The organism is Streptomyces sp. NPDC043876 (assembly GCF_056435825.1).
In genome coordinates this window covers 371,664-384,189 of the sequence record NZ_JBWKDV010000005.1, presented here as the reverse complement: position 1 = coordinate 384,189, position 12,526 = coordinate 371,664, and the positions used below count along the sequence as shown (strand labels likewise).

Genomic DNA, 12,526 nt, shown 5'->3' with positions numbered 1-12,526 from the left:
CGGCTGGCCCATCGTAGCCAGCGCCCGGGGCCCGCACCGCCGCGCACCCACCGAGGGGCCCGTGCAATACCCGGATCGCGCCACCGGAGCCGGTGGCCGAACGTCGCCGGCCGTGGCCGGACACGACGTATGGACGCGGTGTGACGCCGGTGCAAAGCTCGAAGGACCCCACCTCGCCGTTCTACCGGGAGGCACGAGAACCATGGGTGACAAGACGCAGCAGTCCGGGGCCGCCGGCAGGGCACTGACGGCCGACCGCCCCTCGTCGATACGCAACGTGGTGCTGGTCGGCCACAGTGGAGCGGGCAAGACGACGCTGGCCGAAGCCCTCGCCCTGACCGCCGGGGCGGTCGGCCGGGCGGGCCGGGTCGAGGACGGCGCGACCGTCTCCGACTACGACGAGATCGAGCACCGCCGCCAGCGCTCGGTCCAGCTCTCGCTCGTCCCCGTCGCCTGGGACGGCATCAAGATCAACATCTTGGACACCCCCGGATACGCCGACTTCGTCGGAGAACTCAGGGCCGGTCTGCGCGCGGCGGACGCGGCCCTCTTCGTCGTCTCGGCCGGGGAGTCCGCCGGGGACGGCGCCGACGGCGCGGGGCTGTCCGGCGCGACCCGGATGGTCTGGGACGAGTGCGCGGCCGTCGGGATGCCCCGGGCCATCGTCGTCACCCACCTGGAGGCCGCCCGCGCCGACTACGACCGGATGGCCGCCGCATGCGGCGAGACCTTCGGCGCCGACGATCCCGACGCCGTCGTCCCCCTGTACCTGCCACTGCACGGGCCCGCCGGACCCGACGGCCACGCCCCCGTCGCCGGACTGCTGGGGCTGCTCTCCCGGCGCGTGTACGACTACACCTCCGGCGAGCGCGTGGAGCGCGACCCCGATCCGGCCGAGCTGGACCTGATCACCGGCGCCCGGGCCCGCCTGATCGAGGGGATCATCGCCGAGAGCGAGGACGAGACCCTCATGGACCGCTACCTCGGCGGCGAGGAGACCGACGTCAAGACCCTCGTCGACGACCTGGAGCGCGCCGTCGCCCGCGGCACCTTCCATCCCGTCCTGATGGCCGCGCCCGCCGCCGACGGCGCCCGCCAGGGCCTCGGTACGGTCGAACTCCTCGAACTGATCACCGGCGGCTTCCCCACCCCCCTCGAACGCCCCGCCCCCGCCGTCACCGACCCGGGCGGCGCCCCGCTGCCCGCCCTCACCTGCGACCCGGACGGCCCGCTCCTCGCCGAGGTGGTCAAGACCTCCTCCGACCCCTACGTCGGCCGGGTCTCCCTCGTCCGGGTCTTCTCCGGCACCCTGCGCCCCGAGGACACGCTGCACGTCTGCGGCCACTTCCCCGGCCGCGACGGGGCCGCCCCCCGCGATCTGCACGAGGCCGACGAGCGCGTCGGCACGCTCACCGCCCCCTTCGGCAAGCAGCAGCGCACCTTGCCCCACTGCATCGCGGGCGACCTGGCCTGCGTGGCCAAACTCACGCACGCCGAGACCGGCGACACCCTCTCCGCGAAGGCGCGCCCCCTCCTGATGGAGCCCTGGGCGATGCCCGACCCGCTGCTCCCGCTCGCCATCGAGGCGCACGGCAAGGCGGATGAGGACAAGCTCTCCCAGGGGCTCGCCCGGCTCGTCGCCGAGGACCCCACCATGCGCCTGGAGCAGAACCCGGACACCCACCAGCTGGTCCTGTGGTGCCTGGGCGAGGCGCATCAGGAGGTCGCCCTCGAACGGCTGCGCAGCCGCTACGGCGTCCGGGTCGACGCCGTGCCGCACCGGGTGGCCCTGCGCGAGACCTTCGGCGCCAAGGCCACCGGCCGCGGCCGGCACGTCAAACAGTCCGGCGGGCACGGCCAGTTCGCGATCTGCGAGATCGAGGTCGAGCCGCTCCCGGTGGGCAGCGGCATCGAGTTCGTGGACAAGGTCGTCGGCGGGTCGGTCCCGCGCCAGTTCATCCCGTCCGTCGAGAAGGGCGTACGGGCCCAGGCCGCCCGCGGGGTGGCCGCCGGGTACCCGCTGGTCGACGTACGGATCACGCTGCGCGACGGCAAGGCGCACTCCGTGGACTCCTCGGACGCGGCCTTCCAGACCGCGGGCGCCCTCGCCCTGCGCGAGGCGGCCGCGGACGCCCCCGTCCACCTCCTCGAACCCGTCGCCGAACTGACCGTCTCGGTCCCCGACGCCTACGTCGGCCCGGTCATGAACGACCTCGCCGGACGCCGCGGCCGGGTCGTCGGCACCGAACCGGCGGGCCCGGGGCGCTCGTTGGTCCGCGCGGAGATCCCGGAGATCGAGATCGGCCGCTACGCCGTGGAGCTGCGCTCGGTCTCCCACGGCACCGGCGGCTTCAGCCGTACGTACGCCCGCCACGAGCCGATGCCGCCTCAGCTCGCGGACAAGATGCGCGAACAGGGGGAGAAGGGAAGCTGATTCACATAACGCCCGGGATGCCGCCCATCCAACCCGCTTGCGGTGGGCGGTATTTCCCTGTCCCATGACCATCGGGGGACGACCCTCGCTAGGCTCTTTCAGGCTCGGTGGGGCGGGGCAGAACACCAGGTAAGCGGGACACCGGACGGCAGCGCGCCGGTGGCGGGACTCCGGGCACGGCACGAGGGCACAGCGATGGGGGCAGCGGTGGCGGACGACGGTTTCGACTTCAGGCCGGGGGCGCAGGTACCCCTCCAGGGCGGTGGCGGCCAGACCGCGGCGACCAACGCGCTGGCGTCCGCCGCCTACCGCGACGGAAAACCCGACGAGATACTCAAAGCGAACAACGAGCACTACGAGTCCACGGTGAAGAAGGGCAAGCTGTCCCTCTTCGAGCCCAACTTCGGCGAGGCGTTCTGCCGGGCCGTCGAGACCCGCATGCTCGGAGCGGGCCGCAAACCGCTGATCCAGTCCTTCGGGGCCGACCCGCAGACGGTGGTCGAGCACTGCCTGGCCGCCTCGCGCCTGCGCAAGGAGCGCGACGGCAAGCTCCGTCTGATCATGCTGGTCTGCGGACTGCCCTTCCTGCCCGGACTGCTGCTGTGGCTGGGCCTGTTCCAGCTGCGCAAGTCCCTCGGTGGCGACGGCAAGCGGTCCTGGGTGGGCACCGCGCTCCTCGTCTTCGTCGCGCTCGTCCTGGCCGTGCTGATGTTCCGGCTGCCCTTCAGCGGATTCTGGGGCCTCTACCTGCGCGCGATGATCATCGCGCCCGCCGCGGGCTGGCTGCTGGCCTCCCGCATCGCCGAAGCGTCCGCCAAGGACATGCGCGCCCGCTGGGACGGCCTGCTGGGCGGGGCCGCCGTCGGCGCCAAGATCCCGGAGGCGGTTCCCGGCAACCCCGACGAGAAGTCCCGCGAGGACCTGCGCCACCAGCTCGCGAAGCTCACCGCCGAGGGCCGCAGCAACTCCGTCTTCTACGCCGGCCCCAAGGGCATCCTCGGCATGGGCACCCGGTGGGGCAGCTGGCAGCTGGCCGAGGACCTCGCCCCGAAAACCGAGGGCGCCGAGATCCACCCCTTCCGCAGCTGGGACGTGATCCGGGCGATCCACGACCAGCTGCGCATGCTGGAGCGGGGCCCCCTGCACACCGGCGGCTTCCCCGCGCCCTCCCTCACCCACTGGATCGTCACCCCCGTCGGGGAGGGCGCCACGGAGGTGGCCCGCCCCTCCGGCGACACCGTCGATGCCTTCCTCATCAAGCAGCACGAGATCACCCGGATCTGCAACGAGCAGCAGTTCGGCGCGGGCAACCGGCACTACCTCGGCGTCCAGTGGCCGCTGTGGGACGGGCAGTTGGTGATCACGATGATGGTCACCGTCACCGTGCTCTACAAGACCCTGCGCGTGGACGTCACCGCCCATTCGCTCGGCCCGGTGCACGGCCTGTTCACCACCAAGTCGGCCCCCAAGACCACCGAGGTGGCCAAGACCGTCCGGTTCTGGGAGACCGTGGAGCGCACGCACGCGCTGGTGGACGCCTCGGAGGTGGTGCGCCTCGCCGTCCGCGCCTCCTTCGGCTGGTACCCGCCGCTGCTCGACTACCTGGGCGGCAAGCTGGTCCTGCCCGAGCCGTTCGGCGTCCGGCACGTGTGGGCGGGTTCGATGTGGCGCCACCGCTTCATGGCGGACGACGCGATGCGCACGGCCACGCCGGTGCTGCGCGCGGTGCACGCGGCCGCCATGCGCGTACTGGACGAGAACGGCGTGGACACGGAGCGCTTCGCCAACCGCTCGATGATCGTCAGCGGGATGGTCCAGGACCCCGCACCGCGCAAGGCCGACGTCTACGACGCCTGACACCCGCGCAGGCGGCCGCCCCGCGCCGCCCCGATCCGGCACCCCGGGTCGGGGCGGCGCGGCATGCGCTGAGGGCAGACAGCGGAAAAACGAAAAGGCAAGGAGGTGAAACCACTCCTTGCCACTCCTAACTTATAGCGCACCGGGGGGCTTGCGGCAAGGCCCCCGTGCTGGGGCAGAATCGCGGGCCGAGGCCAGATCCTGCTGAATTGGGAGATTCACCACGTGCATCCGCATATGCCCCTGACCACCCGTGCGTTCGACCTGCCCGGCCACCTCGCCCCCAAGGCCGACCCCGAGTTGACCGGCGGCGACGAACGGCACTTCGCCGCCCTCTCGGCGAGCCTGGAACAGACCATCGCCGAGCTGTCCGGCCTGCTCTCGGCCGCGCGCAAGGCCCCCGGCGGCATCGGCCGGGCGGCGATGGACCGGGACGCGGAGATCCACCGCCTCACCTCCCGCCTGCGCACCCTGCGCCGCTTCGGTCTCGACCTGTGCCTGGGCCGCATCGTCCCGGCGGACCGCTCCGAACCCGTCTACATCGGCCGCCTCGGCCTGACCGACGCCGAGGGCCGCCGGCTGCTGCTCGACTGGCGCTCCCCCGCGGCCGAGCCGTTCTTCGCCGCCACCCACGGCAACCCAATGGGACTGGCGAGCCGCCGCCGCTACCGCTGGACCCGCGGCCGGATCAGCGACTACTGGGACGAGGTGTTCACCGCCGAGGGCCTCGAAGGGCACGCCGCGCTCGACGACCAGTCGGCGTTCATCGCCGGTCTGGGCGGCCACCGTTCGGAGCGGATGCGCGACGTGCTCGCCACCCTCCAGGCGGACCAGGACGAGATCATCCGGGCGGGCTCCCGCGGTGCCCTCGTCGTCGACGGCGGTCCCGGCACCGGCAAGACCGTCGTCGCCCTGCACCGCTCCGCCTACCTCCTCTACTCCGACCCCCGCCTCGGGCACCGCCGCGGCGGCGTCCTCTTCGTCGGTCCGCACCAGCCCTACCTGGCGTACGTCGCCGACGTCCTGCCCAGCCTCGGCGAGGAGGGCGTGCGGACCTGCACCCTGCGCGACCTCATCCCCGAGGGAGCGGCGGCGACGGCCGAGAGCGACCCGGAGGTGGCCCGCCTGAAGGCGTCGGCCGACCTGGTGAAGGCGGTCGAACCGGCCGTCCGCCTCTACGAGGAGCCGCCCACCGAGGGAATGACCGTCTCGACCCACTGGTCCGACCTGTGGCTCGGCCCCGAGGACTGGGCGGCCGCCTTCGACGCGGTCGAGCCCGGTACCCCGCACAACGAGGCGCGCGAACAGATCCTGGAGGAGCTGCTCACGATCCTGGCGGACAAGGACGACAGCGGGGCCGCGCCCCACCTCCTGCGGCGCTCGCTCCTCCAGGACCGGGACCTCATCGGGACCCTGGAGCGGGCGTGGCCGATGCTCGACCCGGCCGAGCTGGTCGCCGACCTCTGGTCGGTGCCGGCGTACCTGCGCCGCTGCGCGCCCTGGCTCGCCCCGGAGGACGTACGCCGGCTGCGGCGCGCGGACGCCCGGGCCTGGACGGTGTCCGACCTGCCGTTCCTGGACGCGGCGCGCCAGCGGCTCGGCGACCCCGAGGCGTCCCGGCGCAGGCGCCGCAACGAAGCCGCCGTCGCCGCGGAACGCGCGCGCCGGGCCGAGGCCATCGACAGCCTGCTGCAGAACACCGTGATCGACGAGAGCGAGGGCGCGCTCGGGATGCTGCACGGGCGGGACCTCCAGGACACGCTGATCGACGAGAGCGCCCTGGCCACCACCGAACCCGACCTGCTCGCCGGGCCGTTCGCGCACGTCGTCGTGGACGAGGCGCAGGAACTGACCGACGCCGAGTGGCAGATGCTGCTGCTGCGCTGCCCGTCCCGGAGCTTCACCATCGTCGGGGACCGCGCCCAGGCCAGGCACGGCTTCACCGAGTCGTGGCGGGAGCGGCTGGAGCGCGCCGGGCTGGGCCGGATCAGCGTGGCGTCCCTGAGCGTCAACTACCGGACGCCCGAGGAGGTCATGGCGGAAGCGGAACCGGCCATCCGGGCCGCACTGCCGGACGCCAACGTGCCGACCTCGATCCGCAGCAGCGGCCTTCCCGTCGTGCACGGATCCGTCGCGGACCTGGACGCGGTGCTCGACGGCTGGCTGGCCGAGTACGCCGAGGGCACCGCCTGCGTGATCAGCGCCGACGGCGCCGCTACGGCCGACCGCGGCACGTCACGGATCCGGTCCCTGACGCCGGAGCTGTCGAAGGGGCTCGAATTCGACCTGGTCGTCCTGATCGACCCCGAGACCTTCGGCGCGGGCATCGAGGGAGCCGTCGACCGCTACGTCGCGATGACCCGCGCGACCCGTCAGCTGGTCATCCTGACGAGCTGACGCGGGGACGCGGCGCGGGCTGACCCAGCTGGTAGTCGAACCAGAGGCGGTGGGTGCCGTCCGGGTCGACGGCCAGCCCGCCGGCGCCGGTGATCCCGGTCAGCTCGCCGGTTCCGCTGGAGGGCACGATGGTGAAGAACTCCGCGGTGCGGTCACTGCCGGTCGTGGTGGCCGAGTGCACGAAGTTGAAGGAGCCCTCGCGCCCGTGCAGGGACCCTTCGAAGGATTCCATGGCGACGTACGTACCGGTGCCGGTCGCCTGGTCGAAGGCGGCGGTGAACAGGGTCGACGAGCGCCCCGAGGCCTCTCCCTCGACCCGCTTCTCCATGGTGGCCACACCGACCGGCAGCCCGGTGGCCACGCTTGGCGCGGGCTCCAGCCCGGTCGGGACGAACGAGGTGACGGTGAAGGTCGCGGTGGCTCTCATGCTCCGACCGTAGCGCCGCCCACTGACAACGGCCCCCGGAGCGTCTCAGTCGACGGGCCAGGAGTCGGCGAGCATCTGCCGGGTGTCGGCGAGGAGTTGCGGCAGCACCTTGGTGTGTCCGACCACCGGCATGAAGTTCGTGTCGCCGCCCCAGCGGGGCACGATGTGCTGGTGCAGGTGCGCGGCGATGCCGGCTCCGGCCGCGGCGCCCTGGTTCATCCCGATGTTGAAGCCGTGCGCTCCGGAGGCCTTGCGCAGCGCGGCCATGGCCCGCTTGGTGAGGTCCGCCAGCTCCGCGGTCTCGGGGCCGTCCAGCTCGGTGTAGTCGGCGACGTGCCGGTAGGGGACGACCATGAGGTGCCCGCCGTTGTACGGGTAGAGGTTGAGCACGGCGTAGACGTGCCGGCCGCGGGCGACGATCAGACCGTCCTGGTCGGACATCTCCGGAATCCCGCAGAAGGGACAGCCGTCACCGGCCTCCGGGCCGGTCGGCTTGTTCTCCCCCTGGATGTACGCCATCCGGTGGGGCGTCCACAGCCGCTGGAACGCGTCCTGCGTGCCCACACCGATCTGCTGCTCCGGCTCACTCGTCATGGGATGCAGCATATGACCTTGCCCGCGGGAACGAGGAAGGCCCCCGGGAAGCGATCACTTCCCGGGGGCCCCGTCCGTACCCGTCAGGTCCGGCCCCGTACCCGTCGGGCGCGGGCTCAGACCTGGACGCGGTCCTCGACGACCTTGACCAGCTTCGCCAGGGCGTCGGCCTTGGGCACGCCGTTCTCCTGGGAACCGTCGCGGTAGCGGAAGGAGACCGTACCGGCCGCCATGTCCTCGTCGCCCACGATGATCATGAACGGAACCTTGAGCTTCTGCTGGTTCCTGATCTTCTTCTGCATCCGGTCGGAGGAGGCGTCCACCTCGACCCGCAGGCCCTTCCTCTTCGCCTCGGCGGCGAACTCCTGGAGGTACTCGATGTGCGCGTCGCCGATCGGGATGCCGACCGCCTGCACCGGGGCCAGCCACGGCGGCATGACGCCCGCGTAGTGCTCCAGCAGCACCGCGAAGAAGCGCTCGATGGAACCGAACAGGGCGCGGTGGATCATGACCGGCCGCTGCTTGGTGCCGTCGGGGCCGGTGTACTCCAGGTTGAAGCGCTCCGGCAGGTTGAAGTCGAGCTGCACGGTCGACATCTGCCAGGTCCGGCCGATGGCGTCACGGCACTGGACCGAGATCTTCGGGCCGTAGAACGCGGCGCCGCCCGGGTCCGGGACCAGGGGCAGGCCCTGCTTCTCGGCGACCTGCCGCAGCGTCTCGGTGGCCTCTTCCCAGACCTCGTCCGAGCCGACGAACTTCTCCGGGTCCTTGGTGGAGAGCTCCAGGTAGAAGTCGGTCAGACCGTAGTCGCGGAGCAGGTTCAGCACGAAGGTGAGCGTGCGGTCGAGCTCCTCCGCCATCTGCTCCTTGGTGCAGTAGATGTGCGCGTCGTCCTGGGTGAAACCGCGCGAGCGGGTCAGGCCGTGCACGACGCCCGACTTCTCGTACCGGTACACGGTGCCGAACTCGAAGAGGCGCAGCGGCAGTTCGCGGTAGGACCGGCCGCGCGCATCGAAGATCAGGTTGTGCATCGGACAGTTCATGGGCTTGAGGTAGTAGTCGGTACCACCGTCGAGCTGCATGGGGGGGTACATGCCGTCCGCGTACCAGTCCAGGTGGCCGCTCTTCTCGAAGAGGGCGCCCTTGGTGGCGTGCGGGGTGTAGACGAACTCGTAGCCCTCTTCCTCGTGCCGCTTGCGCGAGTAGTCCTCCATCACCCGGCGGATGGTGCCGCCGCGCGGGTGGAAGACGGCGAGGCCGGAGCCGATCTCGTCCTGGACGGAGAAGAGGTCCAGCTCGACGCCGAGCTTGCGGTGGTCGCGCTTCTCGGCCTCGGCGAGGAAGTCGAGGTGGGCCTTCAGCTCGTCCTTCGACGGCCACGCGGTGCCGTAGATGCGCTGGAGCATCGGGTTCTTCTCGCTGCCGCGCCAGTAGGCGGCGGCGTTGCGCATGAGCTTGAACGCCGGGATGTTGCGGGTGGTCGGCAGGTGCGGGCCGCGGCACAGGTCCGACCAGCACAGGTCGCCGGTCTTGGCGTCGAGGTTGTCGTAGATGGTCAGCTCGCCGCCGCCCACCTCGACGTCCGCGCCGTCGTCCGAGGTCGCGGCCGAGCCCTTGAGCCCGATCAGCTCCAGCTTGTACGGCTCGTGCGCCAGCTCCTCGCGGGCCGCCTCGTCGGTGACGACGCGGCGGGAGAAGCGCTGACCGCGCTTCTGGATCTCCTGCATCTTCTTCTCGACGGCCTTGAGGTCCTCGGGGGTGAAGGGCCTCTCGACGTCGAAGTCGTAGTAGAAGCCGTCCCGGACCGGCGGGCCGATGCCCAGCTTGGCCTCGGGGAAGAGTTCCTGCACGGCCTGCGCCATGACGTGCGCGGTCGAGTGGCGCAGGATGTTCAGGCCGTCCTCGGAGGAGATCTCCACCGGTTCGACGGTCTCGCCGTCCCGGACCTCGTACGACAGGTCCTTCAGTTCACCCGCGACGCGGGCCGCGACGACGGTGCGCTCACCGGGGAAGAGGTCGGCCGCCGTAGTGCCCGTGGCCACCACGCGCTCGTCCCGCTCGGAATCGCGTTGGATGATCACACGGACGTCTGACACCGGTCTCTCCTGACTCAGGGGGTGCGCGAGCGAACACTGCGCGTCTGAATCGTACCGAGCCGGACCGCTCAGCCGCTAAACGGTTAACGGGCCCCTCCCCCAGCCGCCCCTTCCCCGGCCCCGCGGCCGACGTACGGTGGGCGGATGACCGACACCCCGCCCGCCGCTGCCCCGCACATCCGCCCGCTGGACCTCGCCGACGACGCGACCGCCGCGGCGGTGCACCGGATCGGCCTGGCCGCCTACACCGTGGAAGCCGAGCTGATCGGCTTCGACGGCATCCCGGCGCTGCGCGAGAGCCTGGCCGACCTGCGGGCCCGGCCGCTGAACTGGCTCGGCGCGGTGTCCGCGGCAGGCGATCCCGCCGGGTTCCTCGCCTGGGAGGAGCCGGAACGGGAGGACGAGCAGGTGGTCTCCATCGACCGGCTGTGCGTGGACCCCGCCTGGTTCCGCCGCGGGGTCGGCTCGCTGCTGCTGCGGCACCTGCTGAACGACCTGCTGCCCCACCGCGTCGTGCGGGTCACCACCGGCGCCGCGAACGCCCCCGCCATGGCCCTCTACCCGCGCATGGGCTTCGTCCGGGGCGCGGACTTCTGGCCGGTCCCGGGCCTGGTGATGGCGTCCTTCACGCGCCGCCCGCGTCCGTAGGGACCGTCCTCAGCCCTCCGCCCCCGCGTCCGGGTCCGCGTCCTGCGGATCCCCTTCCGGGTCGACGAAGGGCAGGCCGTCCGCGGCCGGGAAGTCCGCGTACAGGGACTTCATCAGCCGGTCGCGCTCGACCTCGTCCAGCCGGACCGGGGTCACCTCCGCCGCGTCCGTCAGCCGCCGGAAGCCGCCGCGCCGCTGGAGCCGGCCGCTGAGCCGGACCGGCAGCCCCGCCAGGTGGGCGTGGCCCGCCACCCGGTACGCCTCCTCGTCGAGCGCGGTCCGGACGTACGGGACCTCCGCGCCCGACAGCACCCGCAGCCGGACCGTGCCCCCGCCCCCCGGCCCCGAACGCCGCATCCCGACCACCGCCCCCGCGATCCGCACCGGCACGGCGGGCTCCTCCCGGGTGTACCGGGCGGCCGCCTCGCGCAGCACCGGCAGGTCCCCCGGCGAGAACTCCACCGGTTCCGGGCGGGCCGCGCAGCCCGCCGGGACCCCGGCGGCCGGGGCCCAGGCCAGCGCGACGCGGGCGCCCTCCGAACCGCGGACCAGGGCGATCAGCGCCTCCGCCAGCTCCCGGCTGACCCCGGCCCCGACAGCGGCGTCGAAGGCCTCCATGCCACCGGTGGCCCGCCGGTAGTCCACGGCCTCGCGGGCCGCGTGCAGCGCGTGGTGCAGCCGGGTCACCGGCCCCCGTCCGCCGTCGACCGGTACGTACGCGGTAAGCCGGCGGCCGCCCGGGGCGGGGCCCACCAGCACCCCGTCCAGGGCCCGTTCGGCCTGGCCGCGGTGCCGGGCGCCGTGGTAGCCGGCCCGGGCCCGGTCGGCCAGCGCCCCGGCCAGCAGGAGCTGCCGGGCCGCCGTGCGCAACTGTTCCTGGGCCGACCAGGACGCCTCGCCCCGGGGCCCGTAGACCCCGTCGGCGCCGGGGATCTCCCGGGTCCAGCGGACCTCGTCGCTGGGCACGCTCAGCCCGTACAGCACCTCGCGCGCCGAGGGCAGCCCGCTGCGCGCCAGCGCGGTGAGCGCCTCCTCGACCAGGTCGGCGCAGTCGGGGAAGGCCCGGTCCTCGGGCACGAGCAGGCTGGTCCCGGCGGCGGGCCCGGGCGGCGTCCAGCGCCCGTACCGCCCGGTGGCGCCGCCGCGGCGCAGCCAGCCGTGCCGCCGCAGGAGTGCGGCGAGCACCGCGGGGTCCACCTGCGCGGGGTCCGGGGTCTGCGTCCCGTCGCTCTCCCCGCACGGGGGCGACGGCGCCGGTTCCAGGTTCGGCCAGTTCATCAGGGCGTCCCTCCCGACCCGACCCGGGTCATGATCTCGCACAGCGCCCGGTCGTCGAAGATCCGCGCGGTCGGTATCCGTACGGTGGTCCGGCGCCGGCCGGTCACGGGGTGGCCGGCCAGGTTGGTCCAGTAGCAGCAGTGCCGCAGGTCGAGCCGGTCGTGCCCGGCGCTCAGCCACTGCGTGCGCTCGCGCGGCACGAGCATCACGACGAGGATCTTGGGCACCGCGGCCGGTGTCCGGGCGAGCTTGACGAGGTGTTCGTTGTCCAGGGTGAAGGCGAAGGTCGGTCCGGGCGGGCGGGGCGGGGTCTGGTAGGTGGCCTTCAACTGCACCTTGACGGTGACCTCGTCGTCGATGACGTGGTCGGGCGAGCCGTGGCTGACGTGCCAGTCGATGCCGTTGTCCGGAAAGGGCTGGGAGAGGGAGCAACCGGCCGCGGCGGCGACGGCGTGCAGGTAGCCCACCTGGAGGGTCTCCATGCAGGCGGTGGTGGCGAGTGTGCCGCGCAGCGGTCCGGTCACGGTTGCCGGGTCGGTCCGCCCGTGCAGCGCCCCACCCGGTTCGGGATGCGCGAGCGCCATGGCTCCCCATGCCTTTCGGGCTCTGCGTGAGGCGTTGTGCTCGTGGAGGCGGGGGAACCGCGCCGCGACGGCGGTGCCATGGCGGTGACGTCCGCTCATCCGTGCGGCCCCCCAAGGAAGTTGTCTCCGCAGCCGGCACCCCGCAAACGGCGTACACGGCAAACGGCACGGGTATCACCGATGCGGGCAGGGGCCGCGCGCCACGGGCGTC

Annotated in this window: 9 protein-coding genes; 4 read left to right on the top strand and 5 right to left on the bottom strand. The window is 72.7% G+C overall.

All coding sequences use genetic code 11. The annotated features are described in order from the left end of the window. The first annotated feature begins 202 nt into the window (after positions 1-202). The 3 genes from AC0693_RS18990 to helR all read left to right on the top strand — a co-directional run bounded on the left by AC0693_RS18990 (position 203) and on the right by helR (position 6,688). Positions 203-2,434 (top strand): elongation factor G-like protein EF-G2, encoded by a 2,232-nt coding sequence (locus tag AC0693_RS18990; RefSeq protein ID WP_478802352.1) that lies wholly within the window; start codon positions 203-205, stop codon positions 2,432-2,434. Between the two features lie 195 nt (positions 2,435-2,629). Continuing rightward, positions 2,630-4,291: a hypothetical protein gene (locus AC0693_RS18985; protein ID WP_478802351.1), complete on the top strand. Its 1,662-nt coding sequence runs from the start codon at positions 2,630-2,632 to the stop codon at positions 4,289-4,291. Between the two features lie 237 nt (positions 4,292-4,528). After that, positions 4,529-6,688: an RNA polymerase recycling motor ATPase HelR gene (helR, locus tag AC0693_RS18980; RefSeq protein WP_478802350.1), complete on the top strand. Its 2,160-nt coding sequence runs from the start codon at positions 4,529-4,531 to the stop codon at positions 6,686-6,688. Here helR and AC0693_RS18975 read toward each other — a convergent pair. The 3 genes from AC0693_RS18975 to thrS form a co-directional block, all read right to left on the bottom strand. Further along, the gene (locus tag AC0693_RS18975; RefSeq protein ID WP_356412068.1) at positions 6,672-7,115 is read right to left on the bottom strand and encodes a DUF3224 domain-containing protein; all 444 of its coding nucleotides are present in this window, start codon (positions 7,113-7,115) and stop codon (positions 6,672-6,674) included. The two genes, helR and AC0693_RS18975, sit on opposite strands and share 17 nt — an antisense overlap. Positions 7,116-7,160: 45 nt before the next feature. Beyond that, the gene (locus AC0693_RS18970; protein WP_356412066.1) at positions 7,161-7,721 is read right to left on the bottom strand and encodes an HIT family protein; all 561 of its coding nucleotides are present in this window, start codon (positions 7,719-7,721) and stop codon (positions 7,161-7,163) included. A 104-nt stretch (positions 7,722-7,825) separates the two neighbouring features. Continuing rightward, positions 7,826-9,805 (bottom strand): threonine--tRNA ligase, encoded by a 1,980-nt coding sequence (thrS, locus tag AC0693_RS18965; RefSeq protein WP_478802349.1) that lies wholly within the window; start codon positions 9,803-9,805, stop codon positions 7,826-7,828. 144 nt (positions 9,806-9,949) lie between these two features. Here thrS and AC0693_RS18960 point away from each other — a divergent pair, with 144 nt between their 5' ends. Continuing rightward, complete coding sequence (locus AC0693_RS18960; protein ID WP_478802348.1) at positions 9,950-10,453, top strand: GNAT family N-acetyltransferase; 504 nt, start codon at positions 9,950-9,952, stop codon at positions 10,451-10,453. Between the two features lie 9 nt (positions 10,454-10,462). Here the strand turns inward: AC0693_RS18960 and AC0693_RS18955 are convergent, their stop codons facing one another. Both AC0693_RS18955 and AC0693_RS18950 read right to left on the bottom strand, forming a co-directional pair. Then, positions 10,463-11,731, bottom strand: coding sequence for a hypothetical protein (locus tag AC0693_RS18955; RefSeq protein WP_356412060.1), 1,269 nt, complete (start codon positions 11,729-11,731; stop codon positions 10,463-10,465). Next, complete coding sequence (locus AC0693_RS18950; RefSeq protein WP_356412059.1) at positions 11,731-12,315, bottom strand: DUF4365 domain-containing protein; 585 nt, start codon at positions 12,313-12,315, stop codon at positions 11,731-11,733. The genes AC0693_RS18955 and AC0693_RS18950 overlap by 1 nt, the downstream gene beginning before the upstream one ends. Between the last annotated feature and the right edge of the window lie 211 nt (positions 12,316-12,526).

What these genes read in the sequence shown, in the direction of transcription:
- AC0693_RS18990 (WP_478802352.1), top strand. Translation starts at nt 203, where the DNA reads ATGGGTGACAAGACGCAGCAGTCCGGGGCCGCCGGCAGGGCACTGACG.
- AC0693_RS18985 (WP_478802351.1), top strand. Translation starts at nt 2,630, where the DNA reads ATGGGGGCAGCGGTGGCGGACGACGGTTTCGACTTCAGGCCGGGGGCG.
- helR (WP_478802350.1), top strand. Translation starts at nt 4,529, where the DNA reads ATGCCCCTGACCACCCGTGCGTTCGACCTGCCCGGCCACCTCGCCCCC.
- AC0693_RS18975 (WP_356412068.1), bottom strand. Translation starts at nt 7,115, where the DNA reads ATGAGAGCCACCGCGACCTTCACCGTCACCTCGTTCGTCCCGACCGGG.
- AC0693_RS18970 (WP_356412066.1), bottom strand. Translation starts at nt 7,721, where the DNA reads ATGCTGCATCCCATGACGAGTGAGCCGGAGCAGCAGATCGGTGTGGGC.
- AC0693_RS18960 (WP_478802348.1), top strand. Translation starts at nt 9,950, where the DNA reads ATGACCGACACCCCGCCCGCCGCTGCCCCGCACATCCGCCCGCTGGAC.
- AC0693_RS18955 (WP_356412060.1), bottom strand. Translation starts at nt 11,731, where the DNA reads ATGAACTGGCCGAACCTGGAACCGGCGCCGTCGCCCCCGTGCGGGGAG.
- AC0693_RS18950 (WP_356412059.1), bottom strand. Translation starts at nt 12,315, where the DNA reads ATGGCGCTCGCGCATCCCGAACCGGGTGGGGCGCTGCACGGGCGGACC.